The 22,856-nt window shown below is 41.2% G+C and carries 20 protein-coding genes; 11 read left to right on the top strand and 9 right to left on the bottom strand.

The window, feature by feature from the left end:
- The first annotated feature begins 707 nt into the window (after positions 1-707).
- The 5 genes from AC21OG_RS06765 to AC21OG_RS06745 all read left to right on the top strand — a co-directional run bounded on the left by AC21OG_RS06765 (position 708) and on the right by AC21OG_RS06745 (position 7,717).
- A complete protein-coding gene (locus AC21OG_RS06765; RefSeq protein ID WP_487377977.1) occupies positions 708-2,927 on the top strand; it encodes an NADP-dependent isocitrate dehydrogenase in 2,220 nt (739 codons plus the stop codon).
- Between the two features lie 403 nt (positions 2,928-3,330).
- Positions 3,331-5,547 carry an NADP-dependent isocitrate dehydrogenase gene (locus AC21OG_RS06760; RefSeq protein WP_487377978.1) on the top strand — a complete coding sequence of 739 codons (2,217 nt, stop codon included), beginning with the start codon at positions 3,331-3,333 and terminating at the stop codon, positions 5,545-5,547.
- Positions 5,548-5,839: 292 nt separating this feature from the next.
- Positions 5,840-6,367: an ion channel gene (locus AC21OG_RS06755; RefSeq protein WP_487377979.1), complete on the top strand. Its 528-nt coding sequence runs from the start codon at positions 5,840-5,842 to the stop codon at positions 6,365-6,367.
- Positions 6,368-6,417: 50 nt separating this feature from the next.
- Positions 6,418-7,029 carry a pseudouridine synthase gene (locus tag AC21OG_RS06750; protein ID WP_487377980.1) on the top strand — a complete coding sequence of 204 codons (612 nt, stop codon included), beginning with the start codon at positions 6,418-6,420 and terminating at the stop codon, positions 7,027-7,029.
- A gap of 103 nt (positions 7,030-7,132) precedes the next feature.
- Positions 7,133-7,717 (top strand): DJ-1/PfpI family protein, encoded by a 585-nt coding sequence (locus AC21OG_RS06745; RefSeq protein WP_487377981.1) that lies wholly within the window; start codon positions 7,133-7,135, stop codon positions 7,715-7,717.
- Here the strand turns inward: AC21OG_RS06745 and AC21OG_RS06740 are convergent.
- On the bottom strand, positions 7,707-8,645 hold the full coding sequence (locus AC21OG_RS06740) for an SH3 domain-containing protein (RefSeq protein ID WP_487377982.1): 939 nt from the start codon (positions 8,643-8,645) through the stop codon (positions 7,707-7,709). The two genes, AC21OG_RS06745 and AC21OG_RS06740, sit on opposite strands and share 11 nt — an antisense overlap.
- 337 nt (positions 8,646-8,982) lie before the next feature.
- Here AC21OG_RS06740 and AC21OG_RS06735 point away from each other — a divergent pair, with 337 nt between their 5' ends.
- Entirely contained in the window at positions 8,983-9,582 is a 600-nt protein-coding gene (locus AC21OG_RS06735) for a YdcF family protein (protein ID WP_487377983.1), read from the top strand.
- Positions 9,583-9,685: 103 nt separating this feature from the next.
- On the opposite strand, the gene AC21OG_RS06730 is transcribed toward AC21OG_RS06735, so the two are convergent.
- Positions 9,686-11,581, bottom strand: a complete 1,896-nt coding sequence (locus tag AC21OG_RS06730; RefSeq protein WP_487377984.1) for a M61 family metallopeptidase — start codon at positions 11,579-11,581, stop codon at positions 9,686-9,688.
- Between the two features lie 525 nt (positions 11,582-12,106).
- Between AC21OG_RS06730 and AC21OG_RS06725 the strand changes: the two genes are divergently transcribed.
- Positions 12,107-12,589, top strand: coding sequence for an FKBP-type peptidyl-prolyl cis-trans isomerase (locus tag AC21OG_RS06725; protein WP_486547581.1), 483 nt, complete (start codon positions 12,107-12,109; stop codon positions 12,587-12,589).
- 217 nt (positions 12,590-12,806) lie between these two features.
- Here the strand turns inward: AC21OG_RS06725 and phoR are convergent, their stop codons facing one another.
- From phoR to dtd, 3 genes are all read right to left on the bottom strand, one after another.
- Positions 12,807-14,555 (bottom strand): phosphate regulon sensor histidine kinase PhoR, encoded by a 1,749-nt coding sequence (gene phoR / locus AC21OG_RS06720; RefSeq protein WP_487377985.1) that lies wholly within the window; start codon positions 14,553-14,555, stop codon positions 12,807-12,809.
- Positions 14,556-14,952: 397 nt separating this feature from the next.
- Positions 14,953-15,654: a phosphate regulon transcriptional regulator PhoB gene (gene phoB / locus AC21OG_RS06715; RefSeq protein ID WP_487377986.1), complete on the bottom strand. Its 702-nt coding sequence runs from the start codon at positions 15,652-15,654 to the stop codon at positions 14,953-14,955.
- Between the two features lie 320 nt (positions 15,655-15,974).
- Entirely contained in the window at positions 15,975-16,415 is a 441-nt protein-coding gene (dtd, locus tag AC21OG_RS06710) for a D-aminoacyl-tRNA deacylase (RefSeq protein ID WP_487378038.1), read from the bottom strand.
- A gap of 246 nt (positions 16,416-16,661) precedes the next feature.
- Between dtd and asd the strand changes: the two genes are divergently transcribed.
- The 3 genes from asd to AC21OG_RS06695 all read left to right on the top strand — a co-directional run bounded on the left by asd (position 16,662) and on the right by AC21OG_RS06695 (position 18,595).
- Positions 16,662-17,585, top strand: a complete 924-nt coding sequence (asd, locus tag AC21OG_RS06705; protein WP_487377987.1) for an archaetidylserine decarboxylase — start codon at positions 16,662-16,664, stop codon at positions 17,583-17,585.
- A gap of 111 nt (positions 17,586-17,696) precedes the next feature.
- Positions 17,697-17,843 (top strand): hypothetical protein, encoded by a 147-nt coding sequence (locus AC21OG_RS06700; protein ID WP_487377988.1) that lies wholly within the window; start codon positions 17,697-17,699, stop codon positions 17,841-17,843.
- A 44-nt stretch (positions 17,844-17,887) separates the two neighbouring features.
- Positions 17,888-18,595: a L,D-transpeptidase family protein gene (locus tag AC21OG_RS06695; RefSeq protein ID WP_487377989.1), complete on the top strand. Its 708-nt coding sequence runs from the start codon at positions 17,888-17,890 to the stop codon at positions 18,593-18,595.
- A 48-nt stretch (positions 18,596-18,643) separates the two neighbouring features.
- Here AC21OG_RS06695 and AC21OG_RS06690 read toward each other — a convergent pair whose 3' ends face one another.
- Both AC21OG_RS06690 and AC21OG_RS06685 read right to left on the bottom strand, forming a co-directional pair.
- A complete protein-coding gene (locus AC21OG_RS06690; protein ID WP_486547641.1) occupies positions 18,644-19,204 on the bottom strand; it encodes a DUF1287 domain-containing protein in 561 nt (186 codons plus the stop codon).
- Positions 19,205-19,541: 337 nt separating this feature from the next.
- Positions 19,542-19,703 (bottom strand): hypothetical protein, encoded by a 162-nt coding sequence (locus tag AC21OG_RS06685; RefSeq protein ID WP_487377990.1) that lies wholly within the window; start codon positions 19,701-19,703, stop codon positions 19,542-19,544.
- Positions 19,704-19,865: 162 nt separating this feature from the next.
- Between AC21OG_RS06685 and AC21OG_RS06680 the strand changes: the two genes are divergently transcribed.
- Positions 19,866-21,248 (top strand): MFS transporter, encoded by a 1,383-nt coding sequence (locus AC21OG_RS06680; protein ID WP_487377991.1) that lies wholly within the window; start codon positions 19,866-19,868, stop codon positions 21,246-21,248.
- 52 nt (positions 21,249-21,300) lie between these two features.
- On the opposite strand, the gene AC21OG_RS06675 is transcribed toward AC21OG_RS06680, so the two are convergent.
- Both AC21OG_RS06675 and AC21OG_RS06670 read right to left on the bottom strand, forming a co-directional pair.
- A complete protein-coding gene (locus tag AC21OG_RS06675) occupies positions 21,301-21,879 on the bottom strand; it encodes an isochorismatase family protein (RefSeq protein WP_487377992.1) in 579 nt (192 codons plus the stop codon).
- A 197-nt stretch (positions 21,880-22,076) separates the two neighbouring features.
- On the bottom strand, positions 22,077-22,547 hold the full coding sequence (locus tag AC21OG_RS06670) for a hypothetical protein (protein WP_487377993.1): 471 nt from the start codon (positions 22,545-22,547) through the stop codon (positions 22,077-22,079).
- Positions 22,548-22,856: the final 309 nt, after the last annotated feature.

Raw genomic sequence — 22,856 nt, 5'->3', positions numbered from 1 at the left:
AATGCCCGCCTCAACTCTTAATGGGGGTACGGTCAAATTTTGCAAATATCTCAATCTCATACGCATAAGATATAACGAATATCTTATTCTCAACGCTTAAGGCTGTGGCTTTAGCCGAGCATTTTTGATTAAAGGTCTTGATTTACTGGGTTAAAAGCATCAGTGAGTTTAGTAAGTTGAGAACGGGGCAAAGAATATAATTTGCCCTAGTCTATTAGCTGTAGAAGTAGCATGAGTTGCAATAATGTTAGAAGTTGACAGTAATATCATAAAACCTAACCAAAGTGTCATCCAAATCATCATTTGTTGTTATCGTCATGTTCACTATAATGCCATCTAATCAACGGATTAGCTAAAATAGTTTACAATTGTAGTGTGAGGGATGATATCAGCATAGAAGACTGGTAAAATAGGGCTAATATATTTCCTATACATAGCCTATAACCATTAATAGTATAATTAGTTCACTCTATTATATTTAGCTATTTTAAGCGTTATAGCCTATTCTAAGAGTTATAGAGAGTTATAGAGAGTTATAGAGAGTTATAGAGAGTTATAGAAAGTTATTAAGTAGACACCCTAATTTTGTTGATTACCCCTTTTAAAACCTTTGTTAGACTTTTAATTTGATTGCATATTTTAATTTTCATCCTTTATTTGATCGACGTTTAATCCTTAACCACTGACGAGAGGAAGACATAACTACAATGCCAAAAATTATTTATACGAAAACCGATGAAGCCCCTGCGCTAGCAACCCTATCATTCCTACCTATTGTCCAAGCCTTTGCCAAAACGGCAGATATCGCGGTAGAGACCAGTGATATCTCAGTGGCCGCCCGAATTCTAGCAGAATTTCCAGACTACTTAACCGAAGAGCAGCGCGTTCCTAACAACCTTGCTGAGCTGGGTAAATTAACTCAAGATCCTGATACTAATATTATCAAACTGCCCAATATTAGCGCCTCTGTTCAGCAGCTTAAAGCCGCGATTAAAGAGTTACAAGGTAAAGGCTATGCCATCCCAGATTTTCCAGAAGACCCACAAACAGACGAAGAAAATGAGATTCGCAAGCGTTATGGTAAAGCACTAGGTAGTGCCGTTAACCCTGTTTTACGTGAAGGTAACTCAGACCGCCGTGCTCCAAAAGCGGTTAAAAACTATGCGCGCAAACATCCACATTCTATGGGTGAATGGAAGCAGTGGTCAAGCACGCATGTTTCTCACATGCATGCAGGCGACTTCTATCATGGCGAACAGTCGATTACCTTAGATAAAGAGCGTAACGTGCGTATGGAGCTTTTGCTTGACGATGGTACGGCAAAAGTGCTCAAGCCAGAGATCGCTTTAGAAGATAAAGAAATCATCGATCTGATGTTTATGAGCAAAAAAGCCCTTCTCGATTTCTACGAGCGTGAAATGGAAGACTGCCGTGAAGCAGGTATTTTATTCTCATTACACGTTAAAGCCACTATGATGAAAGTGTCACACCCCATTGTGTTTGGTCACGCTGTTCGTATTTACTATAAAGATGCGTTTGAGAAGCATGGTAAAACGTTTGATGAGCTCGGTATTAATGTTAATAACGGTATGGCCGACTTATACGATAAGATTAAACAATTACCTGCCTCAAAACGTGAAGAAATCGAATATGACTTACATGCCTGCCAAGAGCATCGTCCTCGTTTGGCAATGGTAGACTCTTCAAAAGGTATTACCAACTTTCACTCACCAAGCGATGTGATTGTCGATGCCTCGATGCCTGCTATGATTCGTAATGGCGGTAAGATGTGGGGCGCAGATGGCAAACTTTATGATTGTAAAGCCGTGATGCCAGAGTCTACCTTTGCGCGCATTTATCAAGAAATGATCAATTTCTGCAAGTGGCATGGTAACTTTGACCCTACTACGATGGGTACGGTACCAAACGTTGGTTTGATGGCTAAAAAAGCGGAAGAATACGGCTCACATGATAAGACTTTTGAGTCAAGTGATGGTGGTGTTGCGCGTATTGTTGATAACGATACCGATGAAGTATTGATGGAGCAGCGCGTTGAAAAAGGCGATATCTGGCGTATGTGTCAGGTTAAAGATGAGCCGATTCAAGATTGGGTCAAGCTTGCCGTCAATCGAGCGCGCGAATCAGATACGCCAGCCGTGTTCTGGTTAGATCCATACAGACCCCATGAAAATGAGCTTACCAAAAAGGTAAGAACTTATTTAAAAGATCATGATACAGAAGGTCTTCGTATTGAGATTATGTCGCAAGTACGTGCGATGCGTTACACCTTAGAACGTGTATCACGTGGTCTTGATACCATCTCTGTTACGGGTAATATCTTACGGGACTATCTCACTGACTTATTCCCAATTCTTGAGCTAGGTACCAGTGCCAAGATGTTGTCCGTTGTGCCATTGATGAAAGGCGGCGGGTTGTTTGAGACTGGTGCTGGCGGTTCTGCACCTAAGCACGTTCAGCAGTTGCTTGAGGAAAACCATTTACGTTGGGACTCACTCGGTGAATTTATGGCATTAGCAGAGTCTTTAGCCCATCTATCAAGAAGCAAAGATAATAATAAAGCGAAAGTGTTGGCAAGTACGCTTGAAGAAGCGATTGAAAAACTCTTGATCAATAATAAGTCGCCTTCTCGTAAAACGGGAGAGATTGATAACCGGGGTAGCCACTTCTACCTAGCGCTTTATTGGTCTCAAGAGCTTGCCAATCAAGACGACGATGCTGATTTAAAAGCACAGTTTGCGCCGCTGGCTGACAAACTTGCCAGTGAAGAATCAACCATCTTAAAAGAGCTTAATGAGGTTCAAGGTCATGCGGTAGATCTTCATGGCTATTATTTAGCAGACGACTCAATCGCTGAGAGCGTCATGCGTCCTAGTCAAACCTTTAACGAGGCCATTGCTTCGTTATAATGGTTATATAACTGCGCAAAGAATTTGTCATAACGATAGCCATTATATTAAATACATACAACTATATTTAATATGAGCCAAATGGCTATCATCGCTTAGCAAACTTTGTAACGAACTACCTCAAGGGTCTTAGACTCTTGGGGTATTTTATTGTCAGTACCTCTATACTCTTGGCTTATATTCTAGGTTAGGCTTATATTCTAGGTTTAAAAGACAGATTCGCTTAATTTTAGATACGATTTGTAAACTGACGTCCAGACCAACAATTTAGTATGCTTAAATAATATTAGACCGAGCTTACTATTAGATTAGGCTCAGTTAAGCCATAAATACTAATACTATTTTCTTAATTTTTTATTTTTAATATCTCATCATAACAACAAAAAAAGGATACATAACAACCATGTCAAAGATTATCTATACCAAAACAGATGAAGCTCCTGCGCTAGCAACCCACTCTTTACTACCCATTGTGCAAGCTTTTACCAAGACAGCAGGTATAGATATTGGCGTTAGTGATATCTCCTTAGCGCATCGCATTTTAGCCGTTTTCCCTGACTATCTTTCTGAAGATCAGCGTGTTTCTGATGCCCTTGCAGAGCTTGGCGAGCTGGTTTTAAAACCCGAAGCCAATATTATCAAATTACCCAACATTAGTGCTTCAGTGTCACAGTTAAAAGCCGCTATCAAAGAGCTACAAGATAAAGGCTATGCCCTACCCGACTTCCCTGATAATCCGCAAACCGACGAAGAAAACGATATTCGAGCACGTTACGATAAAATCAAAGGCAGTGCAGTAAATCCTGTACTACGCGAAGGCAACTCTGATAGACGAGCACCCAAAGCAGTAAAGGCCTATGCGCGCGCCCACCCTCATTCTATGAAGCCGTGGAGCCCTGACTCCAAGACCCATGTGGCGACGATGGCGTCGTGTGATTTCGCAGATGATGAAAAAACCCTCAATATTGATAAACCAACGCAGTATCGTGTCGTTTTTACCGACGAAAATGGCGAGGTTACTGAGCTTAAATCTGCATCTCCCCTGCTTGAGGGAGAGCTTATTGATACCTCTATACTCTGCTTTGACGTATTAACTCGGTTTTTTGAAAATCAAGTACAGGATGCTAAACAGCAAGGGGTTTTATTCTCACTACATCTAAAAGCCACCATGATGAAGGTGTCAGACCCTATTATATTTGGGGAAGCGGTTAGGGTTTACTTTAAGGATTTATTTGATAAATATGGTGATCTTTTTGATGAGATTGGGGTTAATGTCAATAATGGGTTTGCTCAGTTGCTCTCTAAGATTCAAGAACTACCCGATGAAAAACGTGCTGAGATTGAAGCGGACATTCAAAAGATCTACGACAAAAATCCGCCACTGGCAATGGTTAATTCCGATAAAGGTATCACCAACCTACATGTGCCAAGTGATGTGATTGTCGATGCTTCCATGCCAGCGATGATTCGTAATGGCGGTCAAATGTGGGGGCCAGATGGCAAACTTCATGATACCAAAGCGGTTATTCCTGATAGCAGTTATGCTGCGCTATATGACGAGACCATTAAATTCTGCAAAGAGAATGGCGCTTTTGATCCAACAACCATGGGCACAGTACCCAACGTTGGACTCATGGCGAAAAAAGCGGAAGAATACGGCTCTCACAATACAACTTTTCAAGCCAAAGGTGCAGGCAAGGTACAGGTGATCGATGAATCAGGTCATGTTTTGACCGAACATACGGTCAAAAAAGATGACATCTGGCGTATGAACCGTGTGAAAGACGCCCCCGTTGAAGACTGGGTGAAACTTGCGGTGACTCGTGCACGGGCCAGTGGCATGCCAGCCGTGTTTTGGTTAGATAAAGACCGTCCTCACCATGCCGCTTTGATTAAAAAAGTAGAACACTATCTTAAAGATCATGACACCGAGGGTCTCGATATCCACATCATGTCTATTCGAGAAGCTACCCGCTATACTCTTGAGCGCCTAAAAGCGGGGCAAGATACTATATCTGTGACTGGTAACGTGTTACGGGATTATCTGACCGATTTATTCCCAATTTTAGAGCTAGGTACCAGTGCGAAGATGCTATCTATCGTCCCACTTATGAACGGTGGCGGATTGTTCGAAACGGGCGCTGGCGGTTCTGCACCAAAGCATGTTCAGCAGGTGTTAGAAGAAAACCATCTGCGTTGGGATTCGCTTGGTGAGTTTTTGGCGTTGGCGGTGTCGCTTGAGCATGAAGCTGAGCATAATGACAATGCCAAAGCGCAAATACTCGCCGATACCTTAAACGATGCGACCGAAACCCTACTGCTCAATAACAAGTCGCCATCTCGTAAAGTGGGTGAGCTTGACAATCGTGGTAGTCATTTTTATCTAGCGCTGTACTGGGCTCAGGAACTTGCCAAGCAAGATAAAGACAGCGAGCTGCAAGGGACTTTTAAATCAGTTGCTCAGACGCTTGCTGATAATGAAGAGAAGATTGTCAAAGAGCTTAATGACGTACAAGGCAAGCCCGTTGACTTACAAGGGTATTATCTACCCGATGAGGATACCGTAACACAGGTCATGCGCCCGAGCAAAACATTCAACGAGGCATTAGACTCACTATAAGCTCATTTGGTTTGGCAAAGATGTGTGATGCTTTGCTGCTCCAACATCTTCGTAATCTGGCTATTTAATTTTATCTTAGAACCTGTATTCATAAGCTACAGTTATGGTATTTTTAGAATAAAATGAGACAATACGAGGCAAAATTGGGTTGAATAGTCATTCTATTCGAGCCGAATTTTAACAAAGTAGTGGCTTGTTTTAGGCAAAAAGAGCCAATTATAGCTTGTGAATACAGGTTCTTAATACCTCAGTAGTTTAGACTATTGAGGTATTTTATATTAGGCACTTTATTATGCTAAATCTGAATACAGGTAGACGTACCCTTATTTTGTTCATTATTTTTGCTGGCCTTTGGTATATTCTGGCTCGTTTTCTACCGGATAGTCATTGGCGTGACATGCTAATTATTGGCTTTGGTTTCGTATTTTGTGGTGTTTTTTTATGGTCGCTATGTAGTACGTTAAAACGCATTTATGGCGACAGTGGTCATTTATGGAAAGAGCTTGGTCTCTCTTTATTTAACGTATTTTTATTCTTATTGACCTTATCAAGTATTTATACTCAAATCGGTATTATTGATACCACACGTGATGGCAGTCCTATTACTTATGACTTTTGGCTGTGCTGCTATTATTCGATTATTACCTTTACGTCAACCGGTTATGGGGATTTTCAGCCCCAAGGTATTGGACGTGTGCTAGCAAGCTTACATGCTCTAGTGGGTTATATAGTACTTGGTCTTATGGCGTCAACCAGTCTATCGGTTATTCAATGGCGGGCTGAGGGTAGCGGTGTTAACCGAGGCATTGAAGAAGTGTAACCGAAGCTATTTTCTCTAATATTTATTGATGTATTTGGAACCTCTCGTTTATGGCAACCTCAAGCGTTATCCTCTTTAACAAACCCTACGGCGTGCAAAGCCAATTTAGTGATGATGCTAATAATAAATTTGCCCCGTTATCACAGTTCTTTACTGATATAACGTTGCGGGTGGCAGGTCGATTAGACGCCACCAGTGAAGGACTGCTTATCTTGACCTCAGACGGTCAGGTCAATAAAGCCATTACCCATCCCCCCAAAGCCAACCAAGGTCGCAAACAAGGCAAAACGTATCTGGTGCAAGTTGAAGGCATCCCAACACTAGAACAATTGACTCAATTACAAGACGGTGTGGTTTTAAAAGATGGCAAGACGCTTCCAGCTGAAGTCAAACACTTAGGCGAAGAAGAGTTACCCATGCCATTATGGCAACGTGATCCACCCATACGCGAACGTAAAAGTGTGCCTGACTCTTGGTTGATGATGACCATTTATGAGGGCAAAAACCGACAGGTTAGACGGATGACCGCGCATGTTGGCCTACCCTGCTTGCGACTTATCCGCTGGTCAGTGGCTGGATTTGAATTGGGTAATCTAGGCGTTGGCGAGTTTGTGCGGGTGCATTTGAGTAAAGAGCGGTTGAAGGAATTAGGAATTAGATAAACTGATAGACAGTTAGTTAGTAGTCATAAATGAGAGAGTAGGTATAAACGAAATAAATAAATCCTGATCTTAATACTGCTCATACATACTGAGGATAAATAATATGCAAACGATTAGCGCTTTGATATTCGATAACTTTGAAACCTTAGACCTCTTCGGTCCTGTCGAGATGTTTGGCAGACTCAATGACCGTTATGCCATTCAGTTTTGTTCCCTAAACGGCGGGTTAATTCATAATGCCCACGGTGTATCCGTGCCGACTCACCCTGTTACCAATTTACCGAACCCTACCGATATTTTATTAGTCGTCGGTGGACTTGGCACTCGACAGCTAGTTAATCATACTCAATTCTTAGAAAACTTACGTCAACTTGCTGATACCGCTGAGTGGATATTGTCTGTTTGTACGGGCAGTGCTTTGTTGGCGAAAGCAGGCTTACTCGATGGCAAGCAAGCGACATCCAACAAAATAGCTTGGGAATGGGCAACATCACAATCTAATAGCGTTAACTGGATTAAACAGGCCCGCTGGGTGGTCGATGGTAAATACTACACCTCTGCTGGCGTGAGTGCTGGCATGGATATGGCGTTGGGTTTTATCGCAGATAGACATGGTATTGAGCTTGCTCAGCAAGTGGCTAAAGAAACAGAGTATCGCTGGGCGTCTGATAAGCCGATCAAAGCTTAATAAACCTACCATTTTTTCCATCTCTATCTACTAACCATCGATACATGGTGTGCTTAAACACTGTCTTGCTCGGTTGTAGCTCATCATTCTCAAGTGCCTCTTGATTGGTTGACTCTTCCAGAAGCATAATGATGTGCCCCGCTTTACCGCCTTTGTCGTTCGGAAAGATATAGTCCTCTCCATGATAATAAATATCTGCATCTGCAACACTGGTTAATGTAGGCAATTCGATAAGTCTGTTTCCATCCCATAACATATGTTTAGAGCTGGTAGGAATGCCACACGCCTCACCAGATACACTAGCGGTTAAAAGCCCTGATACACCCTTAAGTCCTGTATTTCTGCCCCATTTAAAATCAACGCTGGTCAAACTTTCGTAATAGGCGCTAAATACCACGCTTTGCTTAAGTTTATTGTCCTTAATCACTTTGACACCCATATCGACATCGGTATTATTATTAGCGTCTGATGCTTGATTAACACCTAATAAAAAATCATAACCCTCTAAGTGTCGATAACCGATACTTAAGTTAGCACCCCATATATAGCCGGTATGGGTTTTATTATCCTTCTTATATTGGACCTTATACCAATGTGCTGAGCGTAGTCCTAACTCTAATACCGATGCTGGTTGGATAATAACAACCTCTTGTCCTACTGCTAACTGATCTATTACTTCGGATGATAAATTAGGCTGACGGCGCACGTTACTGTGGTCAGTAAAAACCTTCTGGGTGCTACCCTTTTCAACTTCAAATATATATTGAGCGTAAGGTTCATCTTCCTCTATATAGTTCGCAAACGACTCATCTTCAAAGATATCTATAATTTCATAGTCATCGCTGGATTCAAGCGCATAGGCTGTAGGCGATAAAAATGCCATAAATAAAAGCGTAAGAAGAGGCAAGGATGGCATCTTAGGTTTCATAAATTTCTCAATGGATGATATAGATAAGTCATAAACCCGTTAAATTAGAGGGGGTAAGCATAACATGTGCTCTTACACTCATGATACTAATACAATACTATTCAAAGTGAAACGCTTTAACACCTTTTCCATCAACTCTCCATTGATTGAGTTATCGATAAGCATTAACCCTAAATTGGCAAATGCAGCGGCGAATGAAAAACCTAATGCCCAACTTAATCAAATATTGAGATGCTTAAATGCCACATAAACAACTCGGTTTATTCATCTAGTTTCCTTCAAAATAATTTAAAATATATATCTTTTTGATACTTTTTTAATAAATAATGATGAATAAATGATGACGACTCTTAAATATATTAAACGTATTGTGCTTATCTTATTGACGGCTGGCTTAGGCTTTCTCTTGTTTAATAGCACCCAAATATACCAATTTTCGAAAGTCTATTCCGATGTACAATCTGACGTTGCTATTGTGTTAGGTGCAGGCACTGTTAAAGATTTGCCCTCTCCCGTATTTAGAGAAAGAATTAATCATGCTAAGTATTTATATGACCAAGATAAGGTGGAAAGAATCATTTTGACAGGGGGATTGGGTATAGGGTCTAGCGTATCAGATAGCGAAATAGCCAAACGTTATTTGATTAACCAAGGTGTGCCAGAAGTAGTCATATTAATTGAGGAGAAGTCGAGATATACCTTTGAGAATCTTATTGAAGCTAAGCAAATAATGGATAGTCTGGACTATGAAACCTGTTTAATCGTGTCAGACCCCTTGCATATGAAACGAGCCATAGCATTGGCGGTACACCATGATATGACCTGCCAGCCTTCACCAACACAGACCTCAATGTATCGTTCGCTAATACCAAAGTTGAAATCTTTAGTTTATGAGACGTTCTATTATTCTATGGGAATATTGGTGGGTAAGAATTAAAGGATTCATTCGACTCTTTTTAGACGTTGTAGTCTTATATACACAATAACCCTTAACCCAACAGATACTTTACCAAACTACTTTACCAAACCACTTCTCAAAACTACTTTACAAAACTAGGCGTCAACCATTGCTCATACCCTGAGTCGTTTAAACTCAAACTCACTTTTTCTAAACTAGGATTGGCGGTAATGCCCGATTGAGTTTTATTGGCAACAGTAAAGAGCATTAGCTCATCACGACGGAACGCATGACACTCAATAGCGTCAAGATTTGACTCTGCAACGCTTTGTAGTTGTTTTTTGGTCGCCTTAACACCATCAATCGCAACTATGATGTCTTTGGCGGAGAGGCCTGCCTCACTTGCCACGCTATCGCGCAATACTTTGTTGACGTTTAACCCCTCTGAGATCTCGGTAACGGCAATGCCCCACGCTAAGGTATTGTCTTTATCGTCAACGCTAAGACTAACGCCATTGGCCTCAAGTAGCTGCTTGATTGGTAACTCTTCTACGCCGTCAACATAACGGGCTTTGAAGTCTAGCCATACTTGTGTGTCGATAAATTGACTGATAACCGCTTCAAGATTGTCATTATCCATGCCAATGCGTTTGCTGTTTTCAGCTTTAGCTTTGGCATAAAAGGCTTTGACCACATCGAAAATACGGTATTTGCCATCGCTATGCTGCATCAACGTGAGGTCTAAACATAAGGCCACTAGCGCCCCTTTATTGTAGTAGCTAATGCCTGCGTTACCGGTGTTTTCATCGGCCCGATATAACTTAATCCAAGCGTCAAAGCTGGATTCTGCAACGCTTTGCAAATGACGCCCATGAGTTTGGGTGTAGCGGTTAATCTGTGCGCCCAACAATTTAAGATAGCTGTCTTTGTTGACCACGCCTGAGGCTTGTAGCATAAAGTCGTCAATGTAGGAGGTGAAACCTTCAAAAACCCACAGTAGTGGCGTATATGCCTCACGGCGTAAGTCTACGTCAAGCATAACATCGGGACGAACGGTTTTCACCCACCATGAGTGGAAATATTCATGACTACATAAGCCTAAAAAGCGTTGGTAAGCCTCGCTAGGTTCGTCAGACTCTTGCGCTGTAGGTAAGTCGCTACGTGGGGTGACAAGGCTGGTAGAGTTAATATGTTCTAGCCCGCCATAGTCGTTGCCACTGGCATAGGTCATAAAGGTGTAGTCTTTAAAAGGGGCATCATCAAGCCAATTTAGATAGGTTTGGCAGATTTGGTTCACGTCTTGCTGCAGTCTGCCCATATTGGCTGTGTGCTTGCCTGCAATATAAAAACGATGGGCAATGGTGTTGTGACTGTCATCGTGTATGATGAAATCAAACTCGTCTTGTGGGGCAATCTCAAACGGATAATCGATTAATTCGGCATAATTATCGGCTTCAAGATGATAATAATATTGGGCGTCGTTATGGATATGAGTATGTTTTAGTCCACAGGCAATTTTGACGGGTTGTTGATTATTATCAGGGGATTTGTTGCCGTCATAAAACGCTTGCGGCACGCTTAAAGTGACCTCAACCGCTGCGTTTTCTTGACCCTCTACGGCCAGTACTAGCGAGGTAAAATTACCATATAAGCGTGTCTGATCGACATAAGCGGTGCGCACCGATAAATCATAACAATACACTTCATAGGTGACCTCGACGGCCTCTCCAAATTTCAGATCGGTTAACTGCCATTCGTTTTTGCTTAGCTTGTTCGCGCGTAACCTATTGCTACGTAAAGTCTTTCCACTTTGACCTTTATCGTCCTCATAAGTTTGATAATGAACCGCAGTGATGTTGCGTGCAAACTCACGCATTAAGTAACTGCCCGGTATCCAAGCAGGTAACCATAAGGTTGGTGCATCTTGATGAGCGACAAACGTTAAGGTGACATTGACCAAGTGCTGTTTAAATCGGCTAAAGTCTAAGGTGGCTTTGATGGTTTGTGATGCGGTGTTTTGAGTGGCTGTCGTTGTCATAATATTACCAATGTCCATTTTAATTATTCGTTTTTACATTTATTATTAACATTTAAAAGAGTTAACTTTTAGTCTCGGTTTATGTTATACCAGTTCAGTTATCTTAAAATGCGATTATTTTAAAGTGGGTATTATCAGTTAGATAAGGGGCTTATGGATAAACTTCAAGCAACACGTTATTTTGCTGAGGTCGTGATTTAAACGTTTAGAACTTAAACGCCTAAAAATATATGTCCTAATATATAAACCCTATGATAATAACCCTTTAATTGACCATACAATATTTTTTGCTCAATTTTTGACCTAAATCACCAAATTAAATTTTATATTTTTAAAATTTGTAAAAAAACTTCGCAATTTCTCAATTTATTTGAGAGTATAGGCTTGAAACTTTTGTCTATCATCGCAATCTAATAGACAAGGCAATTAGTAGAGGTGTGGCATAAATGATAACTATGCTTTATAAACATCCTTCTTTATTGTGTACTTTTAAATTTACTGACCCCTTATATTTTAGGAATATTTATGACAACTATCGCAAAAGATACTGCCGTACGCTTTAACTACATTCTAAAAGACGAGAATGGTAACGTTATTGACCAGTCTCAAGGTGAGCCTTTAGCCTACCTTCATGGCCACAACAACATTATCCCAGGTCTTGAAAAAGAGTTAGAAGGCAAGTCTGCAGGCGATTCACTAACTGCCGTTATTGAACCTGCTGATGCGTATGGCGAATACCAAGAACAAGCGGTTCAAAAAGTACCCCGTGCTAACTTCCAAGGTGTTGAGGATATCCAGCCTGGTATGCAGTTCCAGTCAGAGGCGGAAGGTCAAGTGATGCTAGTGACCGTAACTGATGTTAATGATGACACAGTGACGGTTGATGCTAACCATCCATTAGCGGGTAAGAAATTAAGCTTCGATGTTGAAATCGTTGAAGTACGCGCGGCGACTGAAGACGAATTGAACCATGGCCATGTCCATGGCGCAGGCGGCGTTCAGCACTAATCGCTGAGCTTACGTTTTAGCTAAAGTCTACTCGTTAAGACACATAAAAGAGTCGTTCTTTATTGAACGACTCTTTTTTATTTATTTACTATTGATACCCGTTCTCAACTTATTAAAATTGCCTGTTAGAGGGTGCTTTTAGCCCAGCAAGTCAAGACCTTTAATCAAAGTGCTGGGCTAAAGCCATAGCCTACCTTAACTGTTAATAATGAGTTATTTATAGCGATTCTACATCGTCTTCTCGATAGATTCTCTTCTCAGGAAAGAAAATATTAAAGGTAGACCCTTTGCCCTCAATGGACTCAATAGTCAGCTTCGCGTCATGCTGATAAGCCACGTGTTTTACAATTGCCAAGCCCAGTCCAGTACCCCCCGTCGCACGGCTACGTCCACTATCCACTCGATAAAAACGCTCAGTTAATCGGTCAATATGCTCACTGGCGATACCCAGTCCATTATCAGTCACAGAAAATAAACACCCGCCCTTCACTTCTTGCCAAGTTATGCCAATCTCTCCACCATGAGGGGTATATTTAATGGCATTGGTCACCAGATTTAACAAAGCACTATTTAAATACACTTCAGAGCCATAGACGTTTTTTTGTGAATCGATATGCAGATCTATAAAGTGACCATATTGTTTATTATATATTTGTGCATCATCAAAAATGCTGGTTAATAGCTTTGGCATATCAACACGACCAAACTGAATGGACTCTTCATTCTCAAGTCGTGACAGCAACAGCAAGTCATTGATGATACGATTCATACGCTCAGTCTGCTGAGTCATCAAATTAAAACCGCGTTGCCATTTTGGGTCTAAATCAGGTTGATCAGAGAAGGTCTCAATATATCCCATCAGTACGGTTAGCGGCGTACGTAGCTCATGTGAGACATTACCAACGAAGTCTTTACGCATCTGCTCTAAGTGCTGTAAACGCGTGACATCATAGATGATCAGTAGCTTTTCATTACCAAAGTGAGTCACTTCACATTGCAAAAACCGCTCATAATCTCGCCATGATCGAAGACGTAGACCTTCATTTGGAGACGTCGCTGTGGTGTAATATTGTTCAAATTCGGGTACATCGATGAGATCTAAGATACTTCTGCCTTGATCTTCAGATCGTAATGCCAACAGGTTTTCAGCCGCTTGGTTCCACCACTCCAAGCTGTCATTACCATCAAGTAAAATAACGGCATCTTGCAGCGCCAGCAATGAGCTACGGATCTTTTTTATGAGCCCCATCATTTTCTGATTGGTCAGTTGCTCCTGCTTTTTACTTTCATATAGCTGGCTTGCCATAAACGTCATACTTCCTGAAAAGTCAGGAGGGGGTAGCGTCAAGGACTGATTCATCCAATTATAAAACTGCTGTATCGCATACAATCGCCAAATATAATAAACCAACAGCCCGATAATAATGCCCCAAGCGACCGAGTCAATATACCACCCAAGACCAGCGCCAGCGATAATCATAACGATCAACCATTTAAAGTCTGACCAAAATATGACCGATCCATGCTTTTCAGTTTCCGCTCGTTGCGCTTGAGTTTGGGGAGTCAACTGGGTGGGAAGTAAATTTGGGGCTTGACCAATATGGTTTGGCAAGGTGAACTTGTTGGTAAACTTCGACGTGGTACTTGTTGTTTTTTTAGGATTTTGAGTGCTACCCTTAGCAGAGTCATTAACGCTGTCTTGCACGGTTTTATTAGGTACAGTATTGGACAGCTTATTAAGCGAGTTATTGGTCGTCTTATTGGTAGACTTATTGGGCGATTTAGTCGTTAAGTCGTCTGCCATATCCTCTGTATCGTCATTAGATAACAAGACAGAAGCAAAGGGTTTTTCGTGCATATCCCTATTATCTTTGTTTCGAACTTTCAAATTAGAGGCTTGCTTGATCTTAATGTCTTGCTCAACGCTCGTTTTTGCATTTGGTTTATGTTCTGGCGATTGACTCATGACTTTCTCAATGTTGGGCGAGCGATATCCTATCTAGTATAGAGGGATCAGGTTATGCTGAGGAGGTGTGGCACTAGGTAAAATTGTGCCATTAAGCAAAATTGGACATTAAAAATTATGATCCATAAAATATAGTTGGTCAATTCACATTATAGCAAATCTAAAAATCGACCTCTCAAAGAAGGATAGGTCAAACGATACAAATAGTCGATTCAGTGAGCATGACCGAGTCTAACAAGGTTAGGATAGATTATTTTTAGAAAGGCTAATATAACATGAAAGTGATAGCTCAAATAGCACGTAGCACAGCCACGCTAAGTTAGATATGAGTGAAACCTTAAACCACTCTATATAGGGCGTGACCCCATTTACGCTATGAGTTCACGCCTAAGGTCAACTAACCATTCACTTGCGTTGAGAAACGATAACCCGTTCCGCGTACCGTCTGAATAAACCCAGCGTAGTTATAAGGCTCAAGCACTTTGCGCAAACGACGAATATGCACATCAATGGTTCGATCTTCAACATAGACATTACCGCCCCATACTTGGTCTAACAGCTGCGTGCGCGTATAAGCCCGTTCTGGATGACTCATAAAGAAGGCGAGCAGACGATATTCTGTCGGACCAATCTCGATAGGCATACCATCGGCAGACAGACGTTGGCTAACGGGATCTAAACTCAAGCCTTCGGCTTCGATGGGCTTATCGCCAGATAAGGCACTGCTGCGACGCAGTACTGCTTTAATTCTTGATATCAATTCACGCGTTGAGAAGGGCTTGGTAATATAATCATCTGCGCCGGCGTCAAGTCCCTGAACCTTGTTATCTTCCTCGCCTCTAGCCGTTAACATAATAATGGGTGTTTCAGACAAAAGGTCATCTTTTTTTAAGCGGCGACACAAATCAATGCCCGATTGATTGCCGGGTAACATCCAGTCTAACAAAATTAAAGCAGGTCTATGATCTACCACCTTATTATGAGCCTCATTCACATCTTCAGCTTGCACGCACTCAAAACCTGCCATTTCCAGAGTAGTGACTATCATCTCACGTATGGCCGGTTCGTCTTCTACTACTAATATCTTTTCGGAGTTCATGTCAGTAATTTCCTATAATTGACCTACTAATTGTATATTTATCAAACAAGTTTTGGTTTTCGGCCTATATCTCCAAAGCTTACGCCTGGTAATATTTGGACTTACGTATCTCCAAAATAAACAAAAATCATTTATCTTAATAACCGTATTTCAAAAAAATGACAGTCTAAATATGACCGTTATATTACACCTGACAATTATGACAAATAGATGACAATCGATGTTGAAAATGGAGTTATTCTCATTTAATGATTTATTAATATAAATAAATCATCCGTTAATGATAATTTATCAAAAGACAGTTATGCCAATTTATGAGATTAATTGACTTCTAATATGAAATTGAGTGGCCCATCATTGTCCGCTTGAACCAGCATATTTGCCCCAAACTCTCCAGATGCAATAGGCACATACTGAGATCTGGCATACTCTACTAATGTCTCAAACAGTTGCTTGGCCCTATCGGGAGGCATTGCTCCACCAAAATCAGGTCGACGACCCTTGTCAGTTTTTGCCATTAACGTAAACTGCGACACCAATAAAACACCGCCCGCAACTTGCTGGACGTTTTTATCAAGCTTGCCAGCATCATTTTCAAAAATACGGTATGTCAGGATCTTATCCACCATTTTTTGGGCAGTCTCTGGCGTATCTTCATGACCAATACCAATATAGGCCAATACCCCTTGCTCTATGTCTCCAACGACCATACCGTCAACGGTAACACTGGCCTTTAAAACACGCTGTATTAATGCTTTCATCATTATTCTCCACTTTAAGCTGATTCTTGTAAATAGGTTATAGACATAAAGCACCGCCTGACCAAGGTGCCAAATAATCGAAACAAACATGATAAACTAAGCGCATGCTAACGTGTCATCCCAAATGGCCTGAACGCTATAGACAGTGCCATTGATTAATTTTGATATTCTGTTCATGGTGGTATAAAAAGCTAAACTAACTTAACCTTTTAACTGAATTGAACAGATTAAAACCATAGGACAACTATGAAAACTTTGAAAGCTATTACTGATATTACAAACAGTGCTAAATCCTCTTTAAAACAACAAACTCAGCATCTTCTGACGCGCGATGGACTATTTACTACCCTACAGCAGGTAGTGCCTCAGCAAAAACTCAGCGAAACGGCGGGGCGACTTGCGGCCAGTCAAAACCATATCGTTAAAAAGGTTTTTGTTCATACTTTTGCCAAAGCTTATGGTATTACTTTAGATGATTATGCGCGAAAGAATCTGGCTGACTTCAAAAGCTTCAATGACTTTTTTACCCGTGAATTAGACGAGCAAGCACGTCCGATTGATAGTACCGCAAATGGTATTGTCTCACCAGCAGATGGCATGGTATCCCAAATTGGATATATTGAACAAAATCAATTGCTACAAGCCAAAGGGCGTCATTATGATGTCGGCCATCTACTCGCTGATTTGGAAAATAAGGACAAACATTATTACGATGGAGGCTGCTTTGCCACCGTCTATCTAGCACCCAGCAATTATCACCGCGTACATATGCCTTTTGATGGCACATTGATCGAGACACGTTATGTGCCTGGTACGCTATTTTCTGTCAATAACGTCACCGCAGAGAATGTGCCAGACTTATTCGCCCGCAACGAGCGTTTGGTGTGTGTATTTGAGACTGAATATGGTCGTGCGGTTGTGGTATTGGTCGGTGCGATGATAGTCGCTGGTATTGAGACGGTGGCAACAGGTAAGATAGATCGTAGTCAAGACATTCAAACACTGACGCATAATATATCGCTAAAAAAAGGCGACGAATTAGGCCGTTTTTATCTAGGCTCAACGGCCATTGTGTTACTGCCAAAATCAGCTGGCGTTAGCTGGAAGCAAGATATAGAACATGGTTCAGCGGTTGCTATGGGGCAACTGTTGGGTGTGGCTCAGAACTAGGCGCTGTTTTTCCATCTAAAATCCATTCATTGTCCCGATAACTTTCATGGGTTATCACCATAATAAAAAGTCGTTTGCTTTTTTAGCCGCTTTTTTTATAGGAGTTAACCCATGCCGCTCTCTAAAACGCCTTATAAACCGCCTTCTAGACCCTCATCTAAACCGCCCCTAAAACCCTTAACCACATCAACAAATACCCATCCTAATGACGCTGTCACTACAGCTAAACAACGCAAAAAAAATCGCCTCAATCCATAAACATCATCCCAAATCTATAAATCAACCTATTTAGGAGCAAGAAGGTGACTGCAAACAGTAAGCTCAATAAGCCTGACAAAGTTAGGTCATTTTATATAAAAGGTATCCTATTGATGGCGGTGTTGTTATTGGCAGCTTATACCTTGCTAACTGGCTTTGGTGTTATTAACCTGGCTGCAAACACAGAAACAGAAGATAAGTTGGCGCCGATAGAGACACCTGAACAAAATTCAATAAAAGCGACACAGTCACCGACTCACTATCAAATGCACTCTGAAAAAAACAATGACAGACAATTTGACCCCTCGCCCTATAGCTTGTCAGAGGCGTCGATAAATAAAGTGTATGTCGATAAGTCCTCTCAAAAAATGTATCTATTGCAAGATGACAAGGCGGTGAAAAGCTACCACATTGCGCTGGGTGATGCCCCCAAAGGACATAAACAACAGGAAGGGGATGAGCGGACACCAGAAGGACTTTACACCCTTGATTGGAAAAATGAAAACTCTATTGCCTACCGCTCGATTCATATCAGCTATCCCAATGAGACAGATATTGCCAATGCCAAAGCGCGGGGCGTCAGTCCTGGTGGCGCTATCATGATACATGGGCAAATGAATGGCTATGAACAATTTACCACGCTCAATCAGCAGCGCAACTGGACCGATGGCTGCATTGCGGTCACTAATCAGGAGATGGATGAAATTATGAGCGCCGTAAAAGTGGGCACTCCGATAGAAATCGTGTGGTAGCCGTTAACTAAACACTATTTAATAGTTTAGTTTGGCTCAAACGTACACCTAATAGCGATAATGGCCTTTGATAGGGAAGCGAAACAGTACATTCTCCTCTCTGGTTCCTTGCCCAATGTTATGAATAATCAGTGGTGTACCGTCTGTGGCCACCTTATCGGAGACGATACCAATATGGGGTAAGTTATTACCGGGTAGACGCCAACTCACAATATCTCCCGCCTTAAAGCTAGCCTTATCAGTGGTTGATAAAGATTGACCATGACGCGCAAAAAATGTCTCTAGATTAGGCACTCGGCGATGGTCAATATTTTTATCCGTTGACTTTAATCCCCAATTATTGGGATAGGCTGAAAAATGACGCCGCATGTCTACATTGACCAACTGCTGCAAATCTATATTTTGCAAACGATACGCCCGTATTACCACATCGGTACACACCCCGGTCGACGGATCGACATCACCCCGTGGAAAGTCTAAGCTACGATAGGTTGGGTCATAGCTGACTGTCACCCCGATTTGCTTTTTGGCATCCCTCGCCAGTTTTTCACCATGGCTGGTCGTTTGGGCAACCGCAATCTGAGCGAACCCTATTGTCGCCAGCAGCAGACTGGTGAATGCGATGGACTTTAGGCTACGGCTACGTTCATTATGTTTTATCACTCATTATCTTCCCTGTTTAATGTTTAATGTTTAATGTTTAATGTTTAATGTTTAATGTTTAATGTTTAATGTTTAATGTTTAATGTTTAATGTTTAATGTTTAATGTTTAATGTTTAATAACTATAAACAAAATGAAGCAGTTTTACATGGAAAAATAGTGAATATTTTGAATTTTAATAAGTCAAAACACCTAAAAACTTGCTGAACCCATTTGCAGATCTCAGCAATGAGATACTTTATTTATTCTACTGTTTATTCATTTAGCTATGCTTCTGGTTATCATCAATCAACCACCTCCTGCTCTGTCGCAAACTCAAGACGGGTCGTATGGGTCACATAACTGCGCCGATTAACCCTTTTAAGCGCTTCCAACTCTAACAAAAACTGTGTCACTTTATCGATATCTATGAAGGTATGGTTAGCCGTTGTACTATGAATCGCCATTTTTAATTATCTCTTTATTCGTCTATAACACTATTTAGGGTCTAATCTTAGCGATGTCATAAAATAGATTGTCGTTGTTAATTATACATTTAAGGGTCATAATAAATTTATCGATATCGATATCGATATCGTTATTGTTATTGTTTTAGACAAGGAGCGTCCATGCAACCGCCTAACGGTACTACTAGTATCAATAACAGCACCAGTACCAGTACCAGTACCAGTACCAGTATAAATGATACTATCAGTCTAAATACCGATACCACACCCCACTCTACTCAAAACAATCCACCCGACCCCTTAAAACCTAATAACCCTAATTCTAATAAGCCTGATCCTAGCAATATTAATGCTAATAAAAAACCGCGTAATAAATGGCTCATTATCGCTGGATTTTCTCTTCTACTAGGCGTCAATCAATTTTTATGGTTGACCTTTGCCACTATTATCATCAGTACCCAATCTCACTTTGGGGTCAGTGAGTTCTTAGCGAACCTATTAACTTTGATGTTCCCCATTGTGTTTGTGGTTTTAGCCATTCATTCCGGTAAGATATTAGATAATGTGGGCTATAAGAAGGTCGTCAGTTATGCCTCTGTGTTAATGTTAATAGGGGCAATTATACGTTGGTTAGGGGTAGACAGCTATTGGATCGCGTTTGGCGGGCAATTACTCATTGCCATCGCTCAACCTTATATTACCAATGCGATCAATCAGGTCACCACAGACTGGTTTGATAAGTCACAAATAGCCACGGTAACCGGTGTGATTATGGGTGGCATGTTCTTAGCGACCGCATTGGGTGCCTTTGCTCCTGCACCATTGATTGAAGCCTACGGTTTTTCAGGCATGCTCCTGTTTAATGTAGTGATAACCGCGGCTGCCGTCTTGGTGTTTTTAGTGGTGGTAAAAGAGAAGCCCAGACAGCATGAGGTCGCCATCTCCCTGCATGAAATCGGGTCTCTAATTAAAAATAAACGCTTGTGGCTTATTTCGCTATCGGTATTTATTGCCATGGGCTATTTTAATGGCTTAAGCAATTGGATTGCGCCCATTCTTGCACCAAGAGGCATTAGCGAGGCCACTGCTGGCACCATAACCGCCATGCTCATTATTGGGGGCATATTTGGTGCGTTAAGTATTCCCTTATTATCGGATTATTTAAACAAACGACGGGTGTTTTTGATATTAGCCACCCTTGTTGGTGCAGGGGCTACCTACCCTTTGTTATATTCTACGACGGGTACTATGGCTCTAGCAGTTAGTTTCTTTCTAGGCTTCTTTTTATTAGCAGGTTACCCGCTTCTAATTGCAGCCGCGGAAGACAGTGTTCATCCCTCTCAATCCGCTAAAGCAGTGGCTATGTTGATGATGATGGGTAATCTAGGAGGTGTCGTTATGGTGTTGTTAATGCAAGGTGTTAAAGGACTTACAGGTAGTTGGACTCCCACAGGTTGGGTGCTTATTATCGCTACTGTATTAGCCAGTATGATTGTCATCCAAATACGCGATAAACCTGTGGTGACAACGGATACCCTTAACTAGGCTCTTGAACGGACAAATTTAATGAGCCGTTTAACAAGCTCATTTGGCGCATTTATTTAACCAACTCACTAATCGCCTTAAACGCAGGATCTTTGCTGGAGCGACACAATTCAAATAAGATTGCCTCTACCGTGGTAATGACCGCACCCGCTCGGCGCATCCTGCGAATGGCTTGACGGCGATCATAAGCATACCGTGATCCGGTAGCATCAGCGATAACAACAGGCTGCATGCCATTATCTAATAAATCCAATACCGTTTGCATCACGCACACATGGGTTTCTACCCCAAACACCAAGACCGATATGCGGTTTTGCTGCGCCAGATAATTCCAAGTCTCATCATTATCGCAAGCACTGAAAGTGACCTTTTCAATAGTCTTATAGTCAGCACCCTCAAGCGCTTCCACTATCTCGGGTAAGGTCTCACCCAATCCTTTTTTGTACTGCTCATTGACTAATATCGGCACATCAAGCACTTGTAGCCCTTTGAGAAGGGTTACAATTTTACTGGTGATTTTTTGATTGCGATAAATATGAGGAGTTAGTTTTTGCTGGACGTCAATGAGTAACGCCTGACAGTTATCGCGCATGATTCGATAGGTTTTATCTGTGGTAATCGTCGATGACATAACACACTCCTTGTGTCGGTTAATTTTTGCTTCATCTCTTTATTTATTTGGATTTAATATTATAAAACCTAATTCTGTTAGCCGTTTTGGTAGCCGCCTTTCTAGAGCCACTCAACTTAAAATTTTGAGAAATTAACCTCACATCCGCACCATTAACGTCTGTGATAAAGGCTTAGTAGACTCTAATTAAGTCATATTTAATGATGAGGGTCAACCGGTTTTGGCTCTGTAGAAATAATTGTAATTTGACGTTCATAGAAGCCCATATGACCATAATTACCCGCTTTACTCACTATTGCTTGCAGACGCACTCTATTCATCTGATACAAATTACTATGAATACCTCGCTTCTTTGCCAACTCATCTAACAATTTATTGGGATCGTTCACATGATAACTCACGCCTTGATCATTAGTGAAACTAAACTGCTCTAAGGTTTTGTTGACACTGCCGACTAACTCTATTGGCGCTAGACTGTCTTGACCACTTTTATTCGCAACAAATTCAGCCAAACTTTTACTGTTGCTGGCTAAGCTAATACCTACTCCAATTACTGACAACACGATTAACTTCGCTAGTCTACCTTTACGTATAGCACTATTGTTTAGAGTCGAGTTAGAGGACTGGGTATGTTTAGGAGATTGGGAGGGTTGCGTTTTAGTGTCCATTTTTATTCTCTTTAAGCAATCAATGTCTTATACCAAATCTAGAAATCAACCTATTGAGGAAGGTTCAAACGCTAAAAGTCGAACGTTACAAATTGTAGGTTCAGTGAGCCTAACAAAGATAGGTTATTTTTTAGAAGTGATATTACTATCTTACCTTAGCTCTGTACTTTAATGAACTCTTTAATCAATTCTATTATAAACCCTATTAAGTACTCTTTTATAAACTCTTAAAGCAAAATGGTTTAGCTATGATTGCTATAGCAATACCGGGATAGACTAGACATTAAAAAAGCACCTCTAACAAGATGT

Source organism: Psychrobacter sp. CX5 (assembly GCF_057621535.2).
The sequence above is the reverse complement of the archived record's forward strand: the minus strand, read 5'-3'. Positions and strand labels throughout refer to the sequence as shown.